Below are 21,319 nucleotides of genomic sequence, written 5' to 3' on the forward strand. Positions count from 1 at the left end.
TCCAAGAACATTATCTATCTAGAATTATTTTCGAGGGGATGGATCAAATTGAAAGAATTATGGTATGGCGGCCCAATTTACACAATGGTTCAAGAAAACGATAAGGTACAGGCTGTTTTAGTGGAACGCGGTAAAGTTCAGGAAACAGGACCAATGGAACAACTAAAGGATAAAGCGGATACATTTGTTGATTTGAAAGGGGCTGCAATGTACCCGGGATTTGTTGATAGTCATCTTCATATTCTCTTCCATGGTCAAAAGTTAATGCGGCTTGACTTATCAAATGCCACTTCTGCAGAAGAAATGCTGGCGTTGCTGCGTGATGCTGCTAAAAATACGCCTTCGGATAAATGGTTATTTGGGGAAGGCTGGAACGAGAATAATTTTGTTGATAAACGCATTCCAACGATACAAGAGCTCGACGCTATCCGAACAGCACCCATCCTGCTGACTCGTGTCTGCCATCATGTCATATTAGGAAATACAGCGGCGCTGCAAGCAGGGGGAATTTCAGAAGATACTGCTTCACCAGCTGGCGGGAAAATTGGCCGTGATGCAAAGTCGAAGCTAAATGGCCTTCTATATGAACAAGCCTGTAATTTGGTGACAAATGCTGTCCCTCGTGAAGGTGAAGCATATATACAGGATTTAGTGGATTCCTTGAAGCTTTCAATTGAAGATATGCTTTCCAAAGGTCTAACGGGTGCACATAGTGAAGATATGAGCTATTTCGGCAAATATATGAACCCTCTTTCCGCTTATAAAAGAGTTATCGGAGAGAAGCATCACTTCCGTGTTAACTTATTGCGGCACCATACTGTATTTGAGGAAATGATGGAAGCCAATGTATCCTTTGATGAACCGTTTATTGAACCTGGTGCTATGAAGATTTTTGCAGATGGTTCACTTGGTGGGGCAACAGCTGCACTAATCGACGCTTATAGTGATGATCCGACGAATAAAGGTTTGCTTATTCACACAGATGAACAGTTTGAGAATCTGGTCAAGTTGGCACGCAGCTATAATGAAGCAATTGCCGTACACATTATTGGTGATGCAGCTGCAGAACAAGTACTCGATGCAATCGAAAAGTACCCGGTAGCGAAAGGCAAACGTGATCGATTAATTCATTGCTGTGTGTTGAATGAGGAATTATTGGACCGAATGACGAATTTATCAGCTGTGATCGACATACAGCCGGCCTTTGTTCCTTCTGATTTCCCGTGGGTTATTGATAGACTTGGTGATGAACGTCTGGTGTTTGCTTATGCGTGGAAAAAAATGCTGGATAGAGGCCTGATGTGTTCTGCCGGTACGGATGCACCCATCGAAGACATCAATCCAATTGCTTCTATATACGCTGCAGTAGAACGCAAAAAACCATTTGCTGCACACGAAGGTTATCTTCCCGAGGAAAAGCTTACCCGTTTTGAAGCAATACGCGCTTATACGTATGGCAGCGCCCAAGCAATAGGAAAAGAAGATGTACGCGGCTTAATTCAACCGGGTTATGATGCTGATTTTTCTATATTTGATCGCGATCTATTTGCAGGCACTTCTGAAGAGATGCTGGAAGCAAAAGCTGTGAAAACGGTCGTTGCTGGAAGAATCGTTTTTTCACGGTAATAAAAATAGTCCCCTCTGTTAAGGACAGGGGGGATTGCTTATTTTAGAACTTATATGTGACACCGGATAGTTTTTCTGACAATATCCATAAGTTATTTGATACATGGTCAACAAACTGTTGATCTAAAAGTTCCAGTTCGGTAGGGGAGCCTTTAATTCCCTTTCTACCATCCGGTCCGATGTATTCTCCACCTCGTATGGACGATTCAGTGGCTGCGTACAAAATGGGATATGCAGCGGACTCGGCACTTTGACCAATGATTTTTAGTGAGGCCCGCGTTAAACGAGTTTTTAAACTACGTGAGCCTTTTCCAAACAAATACGTTTGAGCGATTCCTGGATGACAAGCGATACTTTTGGAATCGATATTCCGGGAGCGGAATCGATACTGAAGTTCCTTGGCAAAATACACACAAGCTAGTTTACTTTGGCCATAGTTTTTCATTTGGCTAGTTTTACCTTTCTTCCCAATAAATTTACCAAATTCGGGTTTCAAGTTATGTGCCGCGAGACTTCCAAGTGATATAACTCTTGAATCCGGCGTTTTTACGATTAAATCCAGCAACAAGCCGGTTAAAGCGAAATGCCCTAGATAGTTAATGCCGAACTGGGATTCAAACCCATCTTTTGTTTCTCTTTTGGGCGGCATCATCACTCCAGCATTATTGATAAGTAATGACAAAGAGCGAAATTTCATTTTAAATTCTTCCGAAAACTCTTTCACACTTCCTAGATCATTTAAATCCAATTTTAATACATGAACATCTGCATTAGGGAATTCTGATTTGATTTTATCGGCGGCTTCATGGCCTTTATTCATATTCCTTACCGCCAGGATTACTGTAGCATAATTTTCTGCCAACGCTAAACTTGTTTCGTAACCGATTCCACTGTTTCCTCCGGTAACAATTGCTACTTTTCCGCTTTGATCACGAATGTCTTTTTTTGTCCAGCCTATAGTCATCAATCACACACTCCTTACTATCTGTTTAAATGATGGAGTTAACTTCCTATATGAAATCTAGTAAATTATGTTCTATTATATGTTCTAGACTTAGAAACAGAAGAAAACCACATGATGTTGTAGCAAGAAATGTGTTCGGAATCTCACAAGTGCTGAAATAAAGGAAGGGAATAGTTAAGTTCTATAATTCATCCCTTTACAACCGGTAAAAAGCGGCACACTTTTGTGTGCCGCAGAAGTTCAACTATCCAAAAATCCCGGTTCTAGATAGCTTGGGTTTGGATAGCTATAAAATCCTTGTTTTGTCCCGGTACCCAGTTTGCCTTGATCAATATACTCAGTCTTTAAAACGTTGGCCAATTTTTTAAATTCTTCATTGCCCGCTTCGCCTTTTGCATTGGCAATATTATAAGCCGTGTTAATTCCCACTATATCCAATATGGCAAATGGCCCTTTCGGTGCGCCTGTAGCAATCATCCAAGTTTTATCGATTGTTTCCACATCGGCAATTCTTTTCACGAGCAGCATCTGGGCAGCCTCCAAAAATGGCACAAGCAAGGAATTCAGGATATAACCTGGCTGCTCCCTTTGGATTGGCAACGCAACCATGCCGATCGACTTGGCAAACTCGATGATATCCTCAAAAACCGCTTCTCCCGTATCTGGATGTTTCATAATTTCAGCCGTATTATTCAGCCAAATTTCATTGGCAAAATGCAATGCCAGATATTTACGCGGCCTCCCGGTAATTTCTGCAAACTGACTTGGCAGCATTGTGGAGGAATTTGTGACAAAGATCGTCTTTTCTGGTGCTACCATACGCAGTTGCTGATAGAAGGACTTTTTAATCTCCTCAACCTCAGGAACGGCTTCTATTACTAAATCTGCATCCTTCACGGCCTCGGCAAGGTCCTTATGAAAAGACATACGGTTATAGGCTAAATTCACTTCTTCATCTGTAGCCCCTAAATCTTGCTGATAGCGAGACTTTAGATTCATCATTCGATTTTTTCCTTGGTCGAGCGCTTCATCACTAATATCATATACGGCAACATCATATCCTTTAAAAGCGGTTTGAAACGCAATTTGACTGCCTAACACACCACTACCCGCTACGACAATCTTTTTATAATCCATACTAGAACCCCAACCCCTCATCTTTTATTGAACATGACGTTTTATTGTTCTCTTTTAATAATTGACATGCTGCATTTTTTTAAACCTCATAAGAAGTTTCTTTATGGTTGCTTGCTGTTAGTTATCGTAAGTTCTTTGTTTGTGGGAAAATGAATAAAGAAAGTAGGAAAGGAGCGACTTAAGCCATGTCTATAGGAGTCATTTATGGTAGCACTCGAGAAAATGGGAATACGGAATGGTTAACCGAACAAGCGATTAGTGGGGTGCCTGTTGAAAAGTTTTATCTTCGTGAATTTCACATTTTACCGATTAAAGATGAACGACATACAGTGGGTGGGTTTCAAGAGGTTTCAGATGATTACAAGCAGCTTGTAGGCAAGATTATGAAACACGATGTACTTATTTTTGCTACACCTGTTTATTGGTATAGTATGAGCGGGACAATGAAGCTGTTTATCGATCGATGGTCTCAGACTTTAAGAGATAAGGATTTTCCGAACTTCAGAGAAGAATTGGCTAAGAAAAGTGCTTATGTCATTGCTGTTGGGGGAGATAAGCCAACAATTAAAGCACTTCCGATGATTCAACAATTTCAGTACATTTGTGATTTTTTTGGAATGGCCCTGGAAGGATACATTATCGGCAAAGCAAGTAAGCCAGGAGAAATTAGAGGGGATGCAAAAGCAATAGCCTCTGCAAACCAGATGAGAATAACATTGTTAAGGTGCTTGGAAAAGTAGGAGGGGGGTGGAGTTGTCTAGCGGTATTAACATATATGATTTATTAAAGAAATCAAACGAGTTGATCAACGGGTATCAACTCGTTTGTTGGTATTGTTGTTAGCTTAAAATTTCATCAAGATAGGGTTCAATAAATCCTCTATATTCAGGTTTTATATTCTTTGGAAGTTGAAGGGGTGAGCAGTAAGCCAACGCTCTGGATTCATCATTCTTTGTTAAATCACCACTAGCCGTTCTAGTGAGAAAAACTGCGGTTACCGAATAGAATTCATCTCCATTTCCAACTCGGCAGTAATAGTCTTCTCCCGAAAAAACACCCATTAATTTCAAATCGCAGATCGTTAAGCCTGTTTCTTCCAACACCTCTCGATAAGCAACCTCTTCAAAACTCTCGCCTAAATCCATCAAACCACCCGGTAAGCCCCAGCTTCCTTCGGGCCGTTGCTGCAAAAGAATCTCTTTATTGTCATTAACAATAATCACAACCGAACCAGGTAATATCAATGGTTTAGTTCCTACATACTTTCTAATTAGTTTATAATATTCCATTCAATCACCTCTTTACACTATTTCTTTATTAACTGTTTCAATTAAGATCCACAAATACCTCTATTGTGACAACAAAAAAAGTGAGGAGTAATCTTGAAACCGCTCCTCACTTCCATCTATTTTTTTATATAGTCATATTTAATCTCATCAGTTTCCAAATTTACATCCACCAGTAAATCATGGTCATTAAAAAACCAGAGGTCATCTTTTTCAATATAGAAATGAACTTGATCAATTGTTTGCATGATTCCCACATCATGCGGCTCTTCGCGGTTCATGCCCAAAGAGAATCCTTCGTGAAACGGGGAAGACCCTCCATATCGTGCATAAAAACGAATGGTGTCGCCAGCTGATACTTCCATCTCTTCTTTAAACCAATGTAATGCTTCTTCGGTAATTTTTATGTTCATTCCATAAACTCCCCTTAAGCTTGTCTTTTAAATCCATTTTACTTTCGGTTCGGTTCCTTCCTTAATGCGTTTTATATTTGCACGGTGTCGGTAGAAAATAAATACCGTTAATAGAATGATCAAAATTAGCAACGAGACGTCTCCCGTCATACCCACATAAATAACACTATAAATGACGGCGACAATTGATACAATCATGGACGATAAACTTACCATTTTCGTAATTTTCAAAGCTATAAGGAAGCTTATTACCAGTAAGATGAATAATGGCCACGCATAGCCTAATAGGACACCTCCGGAAGTTGCCACCGCCTTGCCGCCTCGGAAACCTGCAAAAATTGGGAACATATGACCCACGACCGCTATACCGCCCAGAATCAAAGGGTGGATTGTTGCGTCTGCAAAAAAAGGAATCAGAGGAAGTAATGTTGCTGCTGTACCTTTTAATATGTCCATCACCGTTACGACAAGTCCCGGTTTCTTTCCTAATACCCGAAATGAATTTGTCGCTCCCAAATTTCCGCTGCCGTGTTCCCTGATATCCGTTTTATAAAAAATCTTGCCAATCCAGAGGCCTGAAGGAATCGACCCGATTAAATAAGCACATATAAGTATAATTGCATTGACCATAAAATGTTCCTTTCAAGATTAATAGTTGGTACTAATAGTTGTAATAACAATATACCACCTTTTTAACCATTTGAGGAAGAAGTAAATGGTTTTTGATATTTTATCCACTAAATTGCAGTAGTTCACCCAGTATTTATTTGGAAAATTGTTGTATAGCTTAATCAAAATCAATATCCTGCATCATCCATCAAATCAAAGTTTTTTGAAAGAAATTGTATGAAGTTGAAGGAAAAAGTAAAAATTATCGTGAATAAATGTACGATATGTTTTTTATTTTACAGTTATAATAAATAATAGGTACAATTGGCGCCAAGGCGCAATGAATTGTATAAACTTCTATTTGTGCTGAGTGACTTGATTTTGATACAATAAAAAAGCTTATTTCTGGTAAAGGTATATTGACAGAAATTACTATAGTCAGTACGATGAATATAGAAACAGAACGGATGTTTGTATTTTTGGAGGGGGATTTTATTTGGCAATAAATCAGCCAGGGCTCGCATATGATGACGATGCCATTCAAGTATTAGAAGGATTAGAAGCGGTTCGGAAGCGACCAGGAATGTATATTGGCTCCACAGACAGTCGAGGTCTTCATCACTTGGTTTATGAAATAGTGGATAATGCAGTGGATGAAGCTCTAGGTGGTTTTGGATCACATATCATCGTGAAGATTCATGAAGATGGATCGATCAGTGTTCGAGATTATGGTCGAGGAATGCCCACAGGGATGCATAAGATGGGGAAACCGACACCCGAAGTCATTTTTACCATTCTTCACGCCGGCGGTAAATTCGGACAAGGCGGCTATAAAACAAGTGGCGGTTTGCATGGAGTAGGTTCGTCTGTTGTAAATGCACTTTCTAAATTTTTGGAAGTAACGATTTATCGTGATGGGCAAATTTTCCGTCAACGCTTCGAGCAGGGTGGGAAACCGGTTACAACACTTGAAGTGATTGGAAAAACAAAAGAGACGGGAACAAACGTTCATTTCCTGCCGGATAAGGATATTTTTTCTGTTACAAAATTTAACTATGATATATTAGCTGAACGTCTTCGTGAATCTGCCTTTTTATTGAAAGGATTAAAAATCGAACTGATTGATGAACGAGGCGAAGGACAGGCGGATGTTTTTCATTATGAAAACGGCATTGAAGCATTCGTTACGTATCTTAATGAGGAGAAGGATGTTCTTCATCCCGTTAAATATGTTGAAGGCTCCCAGGAAGGCATTGAAGTAGAATTCGCCTTCCAGTTTAATGATGGCTATTCGGAAACGATTCTTTCGTTTGTAAACAACGTTAGAACTCGAGATGGAGGAACCCATGAAACGGGTGCAAAATCAGCGATGACAAAAGTGTTTAACGAATATGCACGTAAAGTGGGTCTTCTAAAAGAAAAAGATAAAAATTTGGAAGGAACCGATATTCGTGAAGGGCTTTCTGCCATTGTTTCCGTTCGGATTCCAGAGCACCTCTTGCAGTTTGAAGGCCAAACAAAGAGTAAACTGGGAACAACCGAAGCACGTTCTGCGGTTGAGAGCGTCGTACTGGAGCAAATGCTGTATGTGTTGGAAGAGAATGCTGAATTATCGGCTTCGCTTGTACGTAAAGCAATACGTGCCCAGCAAGCCCGTGAAGCAGCCCGTAAAGCAAGAGAAGACGCACGAAGCGGAAAAAAGAAAAAATCAAGTACCCTTCTTTCAGGTAAGTTGACGCCAGCTCAGTCAAAAAATGCTTCGCGAAATGAGCTATATCTTGTAGAGGGTGATTCTGCCGGAGGATCTGCCAAACAAGGGCGTGATCGTACGTTCCAAGCTATTTTGCCTCTGCGCGGGAAAGTAATTAATACTGAAAAAGCTAAACTATCCGACATCATGAAAAATGAAGAGATTTCAACTATTATCCATACGATTGGTGCAGGTGTAGGAGCAGAATTCAATATAGAAGATTCAGCATACAACAAAGTCATCATCATGACCGATGCAGATACAGACGGTGCTCATATTCAGGTATTGCTGTTAACTTTCTTCTATAAATATATGAGGCCCTTAATTGATGCAGGTAAAGTATATATTGCGTTGCCGCCACTTTATAAAGTTTCGAGAGGCACAGGCAAAAAAGAAGTTATCGAGTATGCCTGGACGGAGAAAGAATTGCAATCCGCCATCCAAAAAGTCGGCAAGGGCTATATGCTTCAACGCTATAAAGGATTGGGCGAGATGAATGCCGATCAATTATGGGATACAACTATGAACCCAGAAACAAGAACATTAATTCGTGTAACAATCGAGGACGGAGCACGAGCGGAACGTCGAGTAACAACACTTATGGGTGATAAAGTTGAACCAAGACGTAAGTGGATTGAATCGAATGTTGATTTTGGTATGGAGGATGACTTAAATATCCTGGATAGTGATTTCATCCAACATGAGGAGGATTTAGAAGTATGACGACACCCGAACGATTTCAAGAATTACCTTTAGAAGAAGTGATGGGCGATCGGTTCGGTCGTTATAGTAAGTACATCATTCAGGACCGTGCTCTTCCTGATGCAAGAGATGGTCTTAAACCCGTGCAACGGCGAATTCTTTTTGCCATGTTCAATGAAGGAAACACAAACGATAAGCCTTTCCGTAAATCTGCTAAGACAGTCGGGAATGTTATCGGTAATTTCCATCCACATGGTGATACTTCAGTATACGATGCAATGGTGCGTTTAAGCCAAGATTGGAAAATGCGTCACATGCTTATTGAGATGCATGGGAACAATGGTTCGGTCGATGGTGATCCTCCGGCAGCAATGCGTTATACAGAGGCGCGTTTATCTTCTATCGCTGCAGAGATGCTGCGTGATATTAATAAAAATACGGTGGATTTCGTTCCAAACTTTGATGATCAGGACTTAGAACCAACTGTTTTGCCTGCTAGATTCCCGAACCTGCTTGTAAACGGCTCAACAGGAATATCGGCCGGCTACGCAACAGATATTCCGCCACATAATTTAACGGAATCACTGGATGCCGTATTAATGCGATTGGATAACCCGAAATGTACAGTAGACGATTTAATGACGGTTATAAAAGGACCTGACTTTCCAACTGGTGGAATTATCCAAGGAATTGAAGGTATCAAGAAGGCTTATGAAACAGGCAGAGGGAAGATCATCGTTCGCTCTAAAGCAACAATCGAACCACTAAAGGGTGGAAAAGAACAAATCATTATTACCGAGCTTCCATTCGAAGTGAATAAAGCGAGCTTGGTTAAGAAAATTGATGAACAAAGGGTAGATAAGCGTCTGGAAGGGATCGCTGAAATTCGTGATGAATCAGACCGTACTGGTCTCCGGATTGTTATCGAGCTAAAGAAGGATGTACAAGCTGTTGGTATATTAAACTACCTTTATAAATCAACAGAACTACAAGTCAACTACAATTTTAATATGATTGCCATCCACAATCGTCGTCCTACCATGATGACTTTGCCTTTAATGCTGGATTCATATATTTCACACCAAAAAGATGTAGTGACAAAACGTTCCCGCTTTGACCTAAAAAAAGCAAATGACCGCTTACATATCGTTGAAGGGTTAATTAAGGCTATATCAATATTGGATGAAGTTATCGTAACAATCCGCGCCTCAAAAGATAAACGAGATGCTAAAGCAAATTTAGAAGCTCAATTTGCTTTTACGGAAGCCCAATCGGAAGCAATTGTTAGTTTACAACTATATCGTTTAACAAACACAGATATTACCGAATTGCGCGCAGAACAAGAAGAGCTCGAAAAATCAATTGCAAAACTAAAGCTTATTCTAGGGAATGAAAAACAATTGATTAAAGTTATTAAATCAGAGCTAGCCGACATCCGCCGTAAGTTTGCAGAAGAACGCCGTTCAGTTATCCAAGCTGAAATTGAAGAAATCAAATTAACTTTAGATGTACTGGTTCCTAGTGAAGAAGTGGTGGTAACCGTAACAAAAGACGGTTATGTAAAACGGACAAGTATACGATCCCATTCCGCATCAAACGGTCAGGATTTTGCCATGAAGGACTCAGATTATCTCTTATTCGAAGAAACATTAAATACTCAGCATCATTTACTTATCTTTACGAATAAGGGGAATTATATTTATCAACCTGTCCATGAGCTGCCTGATATTCGATGGAAGGATCTTGGCCAACATCTATCAAGTATCGTTCCAATCGACCAGGATGAAGAAATTATCGAGGTGGTCGGAATCGAGAAATTCGACCAGGAAAACGTTTATGTACTTACGGCTACTAAAGATGGCCAGATCAAGCGTTCTTCACTAGCGGATTATTCTGTTACCCGCTACTCAAAACCTATTAAAACGATGAATCTTAAAGGCGAGGATGAAATGATTTTCGCTCAACTCGTTTCAGCAGAAACAGAGATTATGTTAACAACATACCAAAGTTATAGTCTTCGCTTTGATATCGAAGAAATTCCCGTTACTGGTGTAAAAACAGGTGGCGTCAAGGGGATTAATTTGAAAGAAGGGGATGTATTAACAGCCGTAAATCTGTTGCATTCTGAACAAGAGCAAGAAGTCATTATCGTTACACAGCGTGGTGCAGTAAAACGTATGAATGTGTCCGAAGTTGAAAAAAGCACGCGGGCAAAAAGGGGAGTTGTCGTTTTAAAAGAGCTAAAATCGAATCCTCACCGTATTTTTGATGTGAAAATTGTTCAAACGGGCGATATCGTCTTATTGGAAACTGAGGAAAACGTGAAAGAAACGATTGATGTGAAGAACCTATCAAAAGCTGATCGATATTCAAATGGCTCATTGAAAATCGATGTATCTAATGATGGCGCACTTCTCCGCGTTAAAGTTTTGCCGGCAATAAATTTGGATAAAAACTAATGTATATAGATCGGTAAAAGCGTTATATCGTTTTTACCGATTTTTATTGTATATATCCACTTGAATAATATAACTTTTTGAATAAGACATGTCTCAGTTCAGTTTTAGAGCTATTGCCAATAACATGATTATGACCAAAAGAAAAGGCATTTCCAGAGGAATCAGTGTGATTGACCTGGAAATGCCTTTTATGCTTCTTATATCGTTTGTCCAAGGATTCTCTTTTTGTCTTTGTCATACGTACGTGTGTACTGAAATCTAGCTGACTGCGTTGTGTCGTCACATCTTTTCCTTGCTCGCGTAGTTGTTTTAATCTTTTTTTCTTTGCTTGAGAGTTAGCCATTATCTCACCTCTAATGTTTATTTGTTATTATCTTATTCCATTCTGGAATAAAAGGGAAGCAAGAAATAAGAAAAACCCCGGGTTGCTAGAACTCGGGGTTAATCCAAATTAAATTAGTGTGAAACGTCGTGAACTGAAATACCAGTTTGAGCTTTTACGTCAACTTCACGGTATTTAGCTTCATCCGTTTCCTTGGAAAGAATTGTACCGATCCATCCACCTATGAAACCAAGAGGAACAGAAACGATTGCTGGGTTGCCTAATGGGAATAAAGCTTCCCCAACAAAGATTGCCGCACCTTCAACTGGATTCCAAACGTTTGGAGAAAGGGCCACCAAGATTAAGGCAGAGATTAAACCTGTTAACATACCAACTACAGCACCATTTGTATTGAATCGTTTCCAGTAAATTGTGTAAATAATTACTGGCAAGTTTGATGAAGCCGCAATACAGAATGCTAAAGATACTAAGAAAGCTACGTTTAGTGATTGTGCCCCTAAGGCTAAAATAATGGAAACAACTGAAATAATGATTGATCCTACACGAGCAGCAACCACTTGTTCTCTTTCAGAAACTTTTCCTTTTTTAATAATTTGGCCATAGATATCATGTGATAGGGCAGATGCACCAGAAAGTACAAGACCTGCTACTACCGCTAGAATTGTTGCAAAGGCAACCGCACATACGAAGGAGAAAAGTATATCTCCACCTAAAGCCTGAGCAAGAAGTGGGGCAGCCATGTTCCCGGCAGCGTTTGCAGCCACAATATCTTCTTTACCTACAAATGCTGCAGCACCGAATCCTAAGAAGATTGTTAATACATAGAAGATACCTACAATCCAAGTTGCCCAAATTACAGAAGAACGGGCTGTCTGTGCATCTTTTACAGTGAAGAAACGCATCAGGATGTGAGGAAGGCCAGCTGTACCTAAAACCAATGCGATTAACATAGAAATCGTATCAATACCATTTGTATATTTTAATCCCGGATTTAAATAAGCAGCTCCAGCTTCCGTTTTAGTTGTCATTTCTGAGAACATTGTTAAAATATTAAAATCGAATTTAGCTAAAACTAAGAATGAAATAATAACTGTACCTAACATTAATAAACAAGCTTTAATAATTTGTACCCAAGACGTTGCAGTCATACCACCGAATAATACGTAGACGGTCATCATGAAGCCTACAAGCAGTACCGCGATCCAATAGTCGATACCCAATAATAATTGAATAAGTGCACCTGCACCAACAAGTTGTGCAATCATGTAGAATAATACAATTACAATTGAACTTAATGCAGCAGTTCCACGTACCTTCTTTGCATCAAAACGAGCAGAAATCATATCCGCTAATGTAAATTTCCCTAGATTACGTAATGGCTCAGCCACGATGTATAAAACCACTAAATAAGCTACCAGGTAACCTAAAGAGAAGAAGAATCCATCGAATCCAGCTAGAGCAATTGATCCGGCGATACCAAGGAAAGACGCAGCAGATAAATAGTCACCAGAGATAGCTAGTCCATTTTGCCAACCACTTAAACCTCCACCAGCAGTATAGAAATCACTGGCAGTACTTGTTTTTCTAGAAGCCCACCATGTTATGGCTAATGTTAATCCTACGATTGCTACGAACATAATAATAGCTGTTGCACTCATTATCGAACACCTCTCTCATATTCTTCGATAATTGCTTTTGCTTCCTTATCGAAAGAATTTGCCTTTGCTACGTACAAGTGAGCTAATCCCCAAGTCATGATAAATAGCCCAGCAGAGTAGAACCACACCCAAGTAATTTCCCCAACAGCCTTTTGGTGCAGAATTTCTGTAAATGACGTTAAGATCGGTAATAACAAGTAAGCAGACAGAAAGATTACTGTAAGAGTCCATAAGAAACTATTCTTCTTTTTTGTTAACTGTTTGAATGATTCCATTTCTGCTATCTTGTCATAATTAATGTTATCCCTTAAATTCCCCGCCATACACATCCCCCTTTTTTCAGTTGTTTTTTTCTACTTTGTGTTTGTAAAATTCTATTTTAATAGTTTTTACATTTTTCATTTTATTTAAGCGTTCACAAAATTGCAATACTTTTTATTTAAATAATATATAAATTTTTGAAAATTTTCAGGATTATTAGAGAATTTATTTACAAAAACGAATAAAAATGAGGTTTTCAAATAAAAAGTACCTATTTTCTTATATGTATAAAGTAGAAAATATGAAAATATTTGATTATTGACAAAATGTTTTAAACTTAATTTAACAATTTAGAAATAGGGAAAATAGTAAAAATTATTATTCTGTAATAAACTTTTTAGGATAACGGGGATAATTAAAAAGCAAAATTTAAAAAAATAATATCGGAAAATAGATAGAAATTAATCTTTTCCCTGCATACTTACTTCATATTTTTAAATTATAATAAAGCATAAAAGGTGGGGAGTTTATTGAATATCTCAACAAAGTTGGCGATGTGTTTTTTTGCAGTAGTACTCATTCTACAATTACTGCTAATGTTCTATCTTCACCGAAACATCATAGATACTCGAATCAATGAAGAATTTTCCAGATTATTGGCTTATGGTGCAAATCATCGAGATGTCTTAATGGATAATTACTCAGAATCTACAATCCACCATATCGTACTGATGGAGAATAATAATGATAGAGAAGTTAGCATTATAAATAACGAAGGGAAAATAATCGGCAGTTCTTATGAAAATAATCAAATACTGGATAGATATATCCCTTTAGCGTTAAAGGAAAATGTCATAATTGATTCAATTCTAGTTTCAGATTACAAGGATTCTCCCTATATCGTAAGTGTACATCCATATCAAAATGGGGAGCATGGAGGGTATGTGCTCATGTTCCAAAGTACACAGTCGATTAATAAAATGATAAATGATCTGACGAAACACTTTGGTATAGCTGGGGCAACAAGTGTTGTTATTATCCTGGTTGTTTACGGTATCCTATCGAAAATCCTTACTAGGCCCCTTATACATATGAAGAAAGCTACCGAGAAATTAAGCAAAGGGGATTTCGAAGTTACACTTCCTCATCACAGCAAAGATGAGCTTGGAGAACTATCAGTGTCTATACAAAAACTTGCAAAGGATCTAGAACGGTTGAAAAAGGAAAGAAATGAATTCCTTGCATCTGTATCACATGAGTTAAGTACACCTTTAACATACTTGATTGGTTATACAAAAGTAGCAATGCGAAAAGATTTAAACGAAACTGAACGACAGCATTATCTTTCAATAATTTCAGAAGAAGCGACTCGTATGAAAGACCTTGTGAAAAATCTGCTCGACTTAGCAAAAATCGATGAAAATAACTTCACGGTGTCTAAAGAGTATTTTTGGTCCCAACCATTTCTGCACAAAATAATTAATCTTGTAGAACCGTCCTATAGACAAAAAAATTTGCAATTAACTTTATTAAACCAGACGAATTTTCAAATATGTGCCGATTCTTTACGATTACAACAAATACTTCTTAACCTTCTGGATAATGCAATGAAATATTCCGAAGAGAATACAGAAATACACTTAGAAGTCTATCAACAAAATAACCAAACTGTTTTGACAGTAAGAGATCAAGGGATCGGCATTGCGCCTGACGATATTGAGTTTATTTACGACAGACTGTACCGGGTAGAAAAATCACGATCTCGTACATATGGAGGTTCTGGTATCGGGCTTTCAGTAGTCAAGAAGTTAGTTGAGGCACATGGGGGTACGATTGAAGTGGAAAGCAAACTGGGAAAAGGTACCGTATTTACGGTAACAATTTAATTCGGAGGCTTACAAGGATCATGCAAACCGCACTTTTAGTAGATGATGAACAACGCATGCTGGAATTGATAGAATTATTTCTAATTCCACTCGGAATTACATGCATAAAGGAGACTAGGGGAATAAACGCCATTGATAGATTAAAAAAAGAAGACATACAATTTGTTCTTCTGGATGTGATGATGCCGGAAATGAATGGTTGGGAAGTATGTAAAGCAATACGTGAATTCTCCGACGTTCCAATTATTATGCTGACTGCTAGATCAGATAAAACAGATTTAGTAAAAGGTTTAAATAATGGAGCCGATGATTATATTACAAAACCTTTTGATGATCGTGAGTTAGTTGCAAGAATTAACGCAGTATTAAGGCGTACTTCAAATAACGAAAACACGGATATAATTAGTTTTGGCGATATTACCTTAAATAGTGAAACGTACTGTCTGAAATATTCTGAACAAACGGTTCAATTAACATTAAAGGAGTTTTTCATCATAAAAGCTCTCATCTCCCGACCAGAGAAAACTTATACTCGAGAAGAACTACTAAATATCGCCTGGGAATACGAAACAGAAACAGATATCCGTACAGTTGATTCTCATATTCGTAATTTAAGGGAAAAACTTAAGAGAGCTGGATTTCCAACAGAAAATTTCATAAAAACTGTTTGGGGCATTGGTTATAAATGGAACTAAAAGGGGTAGAGTAATATAAGGACACTACATTTCACCGCTAAAAATATCCGTGTCAGGATTCAATAATTTATTGTGGAATGCGATCTATTTTTCAATCGCCAGAATTATATATTCCTTCATCCTGCATAAATTTTGCAAATTTCAAGTTTATAATTTGAATTGTAGAATGAATGACATAATAAGGGTGTTTTTGGAGGGATATTGATGGCACGTAAAGAGATGTTTGGAATTGTCCTACTAGCTACAGGACTGACACTATCTGCATGTTCTGGTGATAACAACAACCAGGAAGCAACACACGATATGGCAAAACACGATATGGAGGAAGCTGATACAATGGATCATTCTAAAATGAATCATTCTAGTGATGGTACAATACCCTCAGGTTTAAAAGAAGCAGCAAGTCCAACATTTCCTGTTGGCAGCAAAGCGTTGATTGAAACGGATCATATGGATGGCATGAAGGGTGCTGAAGCGACGATTGTAGGTGCTTTTGATACAACTGCATATATCGTTTCATACACACCGACGAATGGTGGTGAACCGGTAACAAATCATAAATGGGTAATTCAAGAAGAGTTAGAAGTTGATACAAATGAACCTTTGGAGCCAGGTGCGCAGGCAACCATGGATGCAGATCACATGGAAGGCATGCAAGGAGCAAAGGCCACAATTGATTCAGCAGTTGAAACTACCGTCTATATGGTAGACTATACATCTACTAACGGCGAGAAAGTAAAGAACCACAAATGGGTAACTGAAAGTGAATTGTCAGCAATAGAAGAATAAAATTAAAAAGGTGCACCTTGGGTAAAAACCAAGGTGCATTTTCTAATAAATAAAAAACCTAATTACTTTATATACTACCAACAAAATATTGGATAAAAATAGGAAATTGAGTGTAGTGAAAAATGTGAAAACAAATATAAGAGGATCATCGTTCAAAAGAAAGTTTTGCGACAGTATTAAGTAATTATTACTGGAAGGAGAACAATTAGATACCTAGAAGCTGCAAGTGTATAAGATGCATCTGATTTTTTTTTTAGATAAAGTTACGAAAAAACCTTTCATAGAGAAAAAACACATAAATAATTTTGATGCATCTTAAATTACAACTCAATTTTCGCATTCCGTCTCACTATTATAAGTATACTTTTGAAATGATACGTAGCTTCCCATAATAGATATTATGTAAACTAGAATTTTTTAAAATTAAAAGAGTGTCCATTTAGGACCCTCCTTATGCTTGATTTCGCATACTTTGTTCAATATTCAATAATGTTACCGACAGCTATTTTGTCGATTACAGCCCGTTGTTTCATCTGTTTAATAAGGTCGTCTTTATATAAGGTGCGAAATTCCACTCGTTCTTTATAGCTGTTGTTCGTAATTTTATTTGACGAGTTTAGAATTTTGACAATCTCTGGTTCAATAAGTTCGTTAATAAAGATTTTTTTATCTTTCGCTAGAATTTTAATCTTGCCGAGTAACTCTTGATCAATTCGACATTTGAATTCATGCTTATTCGGATTGTTTATATGTACAATTTAACCATCAATAATCTCCCAGCCCTTGTTAGATCTATCATCTTCCATAATAAAAGGTTTCTTTGAATGCTGGGATATATAAACTCTTTTATAAAAATGAAAGTCATCATCATTTGCATGTTCATACAGTAATTCAGAAAGATGGATAAGATCCTTTTTCCCACTAACACGAACTCGGTAAATGGTATTGAAACCTGAACTAGTATCTTCACTAATATAAGAGTTTACTAATAGTCCCAGCGCAAAACTATTGCTGCCTGTAGTCACGTTCAAAGTATAGCCGTTTGAAGCAACGTGGCCATCTCCGTCCATAACTCCTCTTATAAAAGAGCCTAAATATGCTTCCGGTACCTCTGGAAATGGTAATGTTAGAGATTTATTGGAGCTTATCCCCATACCAGCAAGATCTTTTTTTAACTCCCTGGAATTAATTACCAATATAGGAACTGTTCTTGTTTTACTAATTCCTTGTATGACATAGTCAGCTTCCATATATTTGGCTACTATTTTAAGTATTCTTTCATCTTTTTGAACAAAATTAATACTATGTGCGTTTTCACTAACAGTCCTGTAACATAAGCCTAATACCCAAGTCATTTCATGTGACCGGACTTTAAAGAAATCTTCATTTACTCTGTGCTTTCTCGGTTGAGCGCTAGATTGCTCCCGATTGACAGGCACTTTGTGTTTAATGATGACATTAAGAAGAATTATACAATCAAAATCTTTAGCCAAAACTTTTCCATCCTCTGTTTTCTAAGGTGATCTCTTCAATTAATCCATTCATTCCTTAACCGATTTGTTGCAGTTCTTAGTTTTCTGTCGATACAATAAATCCGCTTTACGGAATAGAGAAATACTTTCATGAAAAACAGCTTTATAAAAAATACCCGATTGTTGAAAGAATTTGAGCACCCTGTCGCCATGAATTGAAGTTTAATGCTTTTTATTATTTAAAAGATCTGCAATAATATGTACATTATCTTCGGTTAGCATATAGGTTTTCCCATTCCCATTTTCTTCTGCAATTCTCCCATAACTACGCTCTGGATACAGCCATAACAAAATAGTTTTGGACGTACCTGGATTAGAACAAAACGTTAACTGCATGCTTTCACCTATATCAGTAACGGAACCGGTAACAATTAAAGAATTTTTTATAGCTTCCAAAAATACATCTATATCCTCTTTTTGCTTAAAAACAATTTTTCCTTCGTTAAAGTTTCCGGTTATAGAATCATGAAAGCCTACATAATTTCCGCTCACTGTTACCATTGTTATCTCTTCTGAAAAATTCCAATTGAAAGTTTCGGCGATATTCTCTTTCTCAAAGCCCTGCTGATAGTAAAGAAGATAACCTACCAATATCGATAATAAAAAGACCATAGCAAAAATAATTACAACAATAATACTTTTACCGTTTATAATAGATTTCTCCTTTCGCTCAACTTATATGTTTTCTACAAATTAGGCGAATTAAAACAAATTAAGTTTCACTGTTATAATAAAATTGCACGATAGTTTACATGGGAGCATAATATCTAAAATGATAAGGTCAATTTCATTTTTTCTTGATTACTTCCAAAGCTTCCGCACCATTCTTAGCCGTACCAACTATATAATCATTTCATAAATCGATATTTAGCAAGTTCAACATATATTTTTCAACTTCTACAAACAGAATGGATTTCATATTGTTTACACCCCACACTGGTGTATTATATTAGTAATAATTAAAAATCAAGTATTATATTTGCGAGGATCTATGGAAGAAACTTTATTACAGCTATTTGAACAAGTTGGACCCTTTGCTCTGTTTCTTAGTTTACTTATAAATATTGTTATAAGTATATTTGGTGTAATACCAAGTATTTTTATTACGGCTGCGAACGTATTATTTTTTGGTTATACTAATGGATTACTTGTCTCTATTTTGGGCGAAGCACTAGGAGCAATTGCTAGCTTTATTTTATATAGGAAATGGATCAATAAATTTAAAAGCAAAAAAATGTTCCAGCATCCTAAAATAAAGAAATTGGAACAAACCGAAGGAATGGAAGCATTTTGGTTAATTTTATTTTTTCGGTTTTTACCTCTTATACCATCAGGAGTAGTGACATTAGGAAGTTCTTTGTCTAAGGTGTCTTTAAGAACCTTCACTATTGCAAGTACCCTTGGAAAAGTCCCTTCACTAATAATTGAAGCTAGTGCAATTTATGGTTTAATGTATTTAGAAACGAACTGGAAAATCATTATTAGTATACTTTTCATTTTTATTTTTATCTGGAAGATAAGAAAGCAGAAACAATACCCATAGTACAATTCAACTCCTATAAAAAAGAAATCACCTCTTATTCCTTGGAGGTGATTTCTAGATAAAATTCTTTACAGCTTATTTGGACCAGCTCTATATTAGATTCATTAGATTTTGACTTTGCTGTAATTTTATTATGGTAGTGTATTGAAAGATTCTCCTAATTTACTGAGATCCGATAAAGATAATTGATCAATTACTTCATAACCGTTTCCTACCCCTCTGGGTTTTATAATAATTGTCTCCATATTTCTTATTCGACCTAACCCTGCTCCTTCTGGGAAACTATGAGCAATTACAATGTTATTTTTCCCTGCTTCCGGCTTCAATTCAAGTACGGACTGAAGACGATTCAATATTCTTTGTCTTTCTTCACTAGATAAATTTCCACTTAATCTATTTACCTCAATCCAAAAGGGGTCCACTTGAACATTCCCAGTACCGACTGCTAGCTGTGCTGTTTCAATTGTCCTACAAAAAGGACTTGCTGAGATAGGATATTTAATTGGTATTCCTAAATAGCGAAGAATTTCCCCATAATAAATAGCTTGCCATCGTCCCTTTTCAGAAAGATTTCTTTGGGTAAAACAGTTTCGAAAATCTAAGTTAGAATCTCTTCCAATAGTTGCCTCCCCATGCCTTGTATAGAATATATATCCTCCATTTCTGAGGTCATGAAGTAATAATCTATTCAATTAATCTTCCCTTTCTTATTAACTTCTAAGTTTACTGTTAATGTATGCGATTCAACCTCTTTAAGCGCCTGCTTAATTTAAGTTATTCTGAAGAGCATCGTTACACAGCAAATATCTAATTTTCTAAGACTTAGCAAACAATTACACAAACATGCGTTCTGTATCGATGTTTACTATTTTATATGATTCAATTTACAGCCTGTTTTAAGATTTTTATCGTACTGTCAGCCAATTCAGATAATGGATAAGGTATAGATTTAATTGATAAAGTAAAAATTAACAAAAGAATCCTTAATAACTTAGGCAAATGAAAATAATGGGTATCATGAACTAGGAAAGGCAGCTATAAATGGCCTGAAACGTTTTAGTTAAATCTTATTGTGGATTTGAAAATGTAATGAAGTTGTGAGTAAAAGCAATAAGGAGTGAAACAAATGGACAAAACAGTATATCTGGTCAGACATTGTCATGCTGAAGGAGAAGAACTACACGCGGAATTGACTGAAGAAGGAAAAGAACAAGCGGCAATGCTTATGCGCTTTTTTCAAAATCTAAATATTAGGCACATCATTTCCAGCCCATTCACAAGGGCCATACAAACCCTAAAGCCAACTGCAGATAGCCTGAACTTGAAGATAGAAATTGATGAACGGCTTACAGAGCACAAGCTGATTTCCAAAAACCTGAATGATTGGCTGGTACGCCTCGAAGAAACTGTTCAGGATAAGGACTTGAAAATGGAAAGCGGAGTATCAAGCAGCGAAGTCGCAAAAAGAGGAATGGAATTGCTTGAAGCTGCGAATGACGGCACCGTTCTGGCTACTCACCGTAATACATTGGCGCTAATCTTAATGCGAATTAACGGCATGCAGGTGCTTAAAGATTGGGCAGTAATGTCTCAACCGGATGTCTACGAAGTAAAAGTAAAAGACGATATCTATTCCATAAAGAGAATCTGGGGTTGAGAAATGTCA

General features: G+C 37.4%; 20 protein-coding genes. 9 read left to right on the plus strand and 11 right to left on the minus strand.

Annotated elements, in window-relative coordinates; all coding sequences use genetic code 11:
- The first annotated feature begins 48 nt into the window (after nt 1-48).
- A complete protein-coding gene (locus tag QYB95_RS03385) occupies nt 49-1,626 on the plus strand; it encodes an amidohydrolase (RefSeq protein WP_301136689.1) in 1,578 nt (525 codons plus the stop codon).
- Between the two features lie 43 nt (nt 1,627-1,669).
- On the opposite strand, the gene QYB95_RS03390 is transcribed toward QYB95_RS03385, so the two are convergent.
- Nucleotides 1,670-2,590 carry an oxidoreductase gene (locus QYB95_RS03390; protein ID WP_301136691.1) on the minus strand — a complete coding sequence of 307 codons (921 nt, stop codon included), beginning with the start codon at nt 2,588-2,590 and terminating at the stop codon, nt 1,670-1,672.
- Between the two features lie 240 nt (nt 2,591-2,830).
- Complete coding sequence (locus QYB95_RS03395; protein ID WP_301136692.1) at nt 2,831-3,727, minus strand: 3-hydroxyacyl-CoA dehydrogenase; 897 nt, start codon at nt 3,725-3,727, stop codon at nt 2,831-2,833.
- A 185-nt stretch (nt 3,728-3,912) separates the two neighbouring features.
- Here QYB95_RS03395 and QYB95_RS03400 point away from each other — a divergent pair, with 185 nt between their 5' ends.
- Nucleotides 3,913-4,467, plus strand: a complete 555-nt coding sequence (locus QYB95_RS03400; protein WP_301136693.1) for a flavodoxin family protein — start codon at nt 3,913-3,915, stop codon at nt 4,465-4,467.
- Nucleotides 4,468-4,566: 99 nt separating this feature from the next.
- Here QYB95_RS03400 and QYB95_RS03405 read toward each other — a convergent pair whose 3' ends face one another.
- The 3 genes from QYB95_RS03405 to plsY form a co-directional block, all read right to left on the minus strand.
- Complete coding sequence (locus QYB95_RS03405) at nt 4,567-5,016, minus strand: NUDIX hydrolase (RefSeq protein ID WP_301136694.1); 450 nt, start codon at nt 5,014-5,016, stop codon at nt 4,567-4,569.
- Nucleotides 5,017-5,132: 116 nt separating this feature from the next.
- The gene (locus QYB95_RS03410) at nt 5,133-5,426 is read right to left on the minus strand and encodes a HesB/YadR/YfhF family protein (RefSeq protein WP_301136695.1); all 294 of its coding nucleotides are present in this window, start codon (nt 5,424-5,426) and stop codon (nt 5,133-5,135) included.
- A 27-nt stretch (nt 5,427-5,453) separates the two neighbouring features.
- Complete coding sequence (plsY, locus tag QYB95_RS03415; RefSeq protein ID WP_301136696.1) at nt 5,454-6,056, minus strand: glycerol-3-phosphate 1-O-acyltransferase PlsY; 603 nt, start codon at nt 6,054-6,056, stop codon at nt 5,454-5,456.
- 475 nt (nt 6,057-6,531) lie between these two features.
- Between plsY and parE the strand changes: the two genes are divergently transcribed.
- Together parE and parC are read left to right on the plus strand one after the other, a co-directional pair.
- Nucleotides 6,532-8,508 (plus strand): DNA topoisomerase IV subunit B, encoded by a 1,977-nt coding sequence (gene parE, locus QYB95_RS03420; RefSeq protein WP_301136697.1) that lies wholly within the window; start codon nt 6,532-6,534, stop codon nt 8,506-8,508.
- Entirely contained in the window at nt 8,505-10,946 is a 2,442-nt protein-coding gene (parC, locus tag QYB95_RS03425; protein WP_301136698.1) for a DNA topoisomerase IV subunit A, read from the plus strand. The genes parE and parC overlap by 4 nt, the downstream gene beginning before the upstream one ends.
- Nucleotides 10,947-10,989: 43 nt before the next feature.
- On the opposite strand, the gene QYB95_RS03430 is transcribed toward parC, so the two are convergent.
- From QYB95_RS03430 to QYB95_RS03440, 3 genes are all read right to left on the minus strand, one after another.
- Nucleotides 10,990-11,289 carry a hypothetical protein gene (locus QYB95_RS03430; protein ID WP_301136699.1) on the minus strand — a complete coding sequence of 100 codons (300 nt, stop codon included), beginning with the start codon at nt 11,287-11,289 and terminating at the stop codon, nt 10,990-10,992.
- 113 nt (nt 11,290-11,402) lie between these two features.
- Nucleotides 11,403-12,947: a solute symporter family protein gene (locus QYB95_RS03435; protein WP_301136700.1), complete on the minus strand. Its 1,545-nt coding sequence runs from the start codon at nt 12,945-12,947 to the stop codon at nt 11,403-11,405.
- A complete protein-coding gene (locus QYB95_RS03440; protein WP_425609168.1) occupies nt 12,947-13,276 on the minus strand; it encodes a DUF485 domain-containing protein in 330 nt (109 codons plus the stop codon). The genes QYB95_RS03435 and QYB95_RS03440 overlap by 1 nt, the downstream gene beginning before the upstream one ends.
- A 462-nt stretch (nt 13,277-13,738) precedes the next feature.
- Here QYB95_RS03440 and QYB95_RS03445 point away from each other — a divergent pair, with 462 nt between their 5' ends.
- The 3 genes from QYB95_RS03445 (at nt 13,739) to QYB95_RS03455 (ending at nt 16,578) form a co-directional block, all read left to right on the plus strand.
- Complete coding sequence (locus tag QYB95_RS03445) at nt 13,739-15,094, plus strand: HAMP domain-containing sensor histidine kinase (RefSeq protein ID WP_301136702.1); 1,356 nt, start codon at nt 13,739-13,741, stop codon at nt 15,092-15,094.
- 20 nt (nt 15,095-15,114) lie between these two features.
- Entirely contained in the window at nt 15,115-15,789 is a 675-nt protein-coding gene (locus tag QYB95_RS03450) for a response regulator transcription factor (RefSeq protein WP_301136703.1), read from the plus strand.
- 204 nt (nt 15,790-15,993) lie between these two features.
- Nucleotides 15,994-16,578 carry a YdhK family protein gene (locus tag QYB95_RS03455; protein ID WP_301136704.1) on the plus strand — a complete coding sequence of 195 codons (585 nt, stop codon included), beginning with the start codon at nt 15,994-15,996 and terminating at the stop codon, nt 16,576-16,578.
- Between the two features lie 758 nt (nt 16,579-17,336).
- Here the strand turns inward: QYB95_RS03455 and QYB95_RS03460 are convergent.
- A complete protein-coding gene (locus QYB95_RS03460; protein ID WP_301136705.1) occupies nt 17,337-18,071 on the minus strand; it encodes an LAGLIDADG family homing endonuclease in 735 nt (244 codons plus the stop codon).
- Between the two features lie 201 nt (nt 18,072-18,272).
- Complete coding sequence (locus tag QYB95_RS03465) at nt 18,273-18,611, minus strand: hypothetical protein (protein WP_301136706.1); 339 nt, start codon at nt 18,609-18,611, stop codon at nt 18,273-18,275.
- Between the two features lie 490 nt (nt 18,612-19,101).
- Here QYB95_RS03465 and QYB95_RS03470 point away from each other — a divergent pair, with 490 nt between their 5' ends.
- Nucleotides 19,102-19,653 carry a TVP38/TMEM64 family protein gene (locus QYB95_RS03470; RefSeq protein WP_301136707.1) on the plus strand — a complete coding sequence of 184 codons (552 nt, stop codon included), beginning with the start codon at nt 19,102-19,104 and terminating at the stop codon, nt 19,651-19,653.
- A gap of 131 nt (nt 19,654-19,784) precedes the next feature.
- On the opposite strand, the gene QYB95_RS03475 is transcribed toward QYB95_RS03470, so the two are convergent.
- Nucleotides 19,785-20,345, minus strand: a complete 561-nt coding sequence (locus tag QYB95_RS03475; RefSeq protein ID WP_301136708.1) for a histidine phosphatase family protein — start codon at nt 20,343-20,345, stop codon at nt 19,785-19,787.
- Between the two features lie 434 nt (nt 20,346-20,779).
- On the opposite strand from QYB95_RS03475, the gene QYB95_RS03480 reads away from it, so the two are divergent.
- Entirely contained in the window at nt 20,780-21,310 is a 531-nt protein-coding gene (locus tag QYB95_RS03480; RefSeq protein WP_301136709.1) for a histidine phosphatase family protein, read from the plus strand.
- Nucleotides 21,311-21,319: the final 9 nt, after the last annotated feature.

The organism is Ureibacillus aquaedulcis (genome assembly GCF_030418165.1).
In the GTDB taxonomy this organism is placed as follows: Bacteria; Bacillota; Bacilli; order Bacillales_A; family Planococcaceae; genus Ureibacillus; species Ureibacillus aquaedulcis.

Coding starts and splice junctions, on each gene's coding strand:
- QYB95_RS03390 (WP_301136691.1), bottom strand. CDS start 2,590: ATGACTATAGGCTGGACAAAAAAAGACATTCGTGATCAAAGCGGAAAA.
- QYB95_RS03395 (WP_301136692.1), bottom strand. CDS start 3,727: ATGGATTATAAAAAGATTGTCGTAGCGGGTAGTGGTGTGTTAGGCAGT.
- QYB95_RS03400 (WP_301136693.1), top strand. CDS start 3,913: ATGTCTATAGGAGTCATTTATGGTAGCACTCGAGAAAATGGGAATACG.
- QYB95_RS03405 (WP_301136694.1), bottom strand. CDS start 5,016: ATGGAATATTATAAACTAATTAGAAAGTATGTAGGAACTAAACCATTG.
- QYB95_RS03410 (WP_301136695.1), bottom strand. CDS start 5,426: ATGAACATAAAAATTACCGAAGAAGCATTACATTGGTTTAAAGAAGAG.
- plsY (WP_301136696.1), bottom strand. CDS start 6,056: ATGGTCAATGCAATTATACTTATATGTGCTTATTTAATCGGGTCGATT.
- parC (WP_301136698.1), top strand. CDS start 8,505: ATGACGACACCCGAACGATTTCAAGAATTACCTTTAGAAGAAGTGATG.
- QYB95_RS03430 (WP_301136699.1), bottom strand. CDS start 11,289: ATGGCTAACTCTCAAGCAAAGAAAAAAAGATTAAAACAACTACGCGAG.
- QYB95_RS03435 (WP_301136700.1), bottom strand. CDS start 12,947: ATGAGTGCAACAGCTATTATTATGTTCGTAGCAATCGTAGGATTAACA.
- QYB95_RS03440 (WP_425609168.1), bottom strand. CDS start 13,276: ATGTGTATGGCGGGGAATTTAAGGGATAACATTAATTATGACAAGATA.
- QYB95_RS03450 (WP_301136703.1), top strand. CDS start 15,115: ATGCAAACCGCACTTTTAGTAGATGATGAACAACGCATGCTGGAATTG.
- QYB95_RS03455 (WP_301136704.1), top strand. CDS start 15,994: ATGGCACGTAAAGAGATGTTTGGAATTGTCCTACTAGCTACAGGACTG.
- QYB95_RS03465 (WP_301136706.1), bottom strand. CDS start 18,611: ATGGTAACAGTGAGCGGAAATTATGTAGGCTTTCATGATTCTATAACC.
- QYB95_RS03470 (WP_301136707.1), top strand. CDS start 19,102: ATGGAAGAAACTTTATTACAGCTATTTGAACAAGTTGGACCCTTTGCT.
- QYB95_RS03480 (WP_301136709.1), top strand. CDS start 20,780: ATGGACAAAACAGTATATCTGGTCAGACATTGTCATGCTGAAGGAGAA.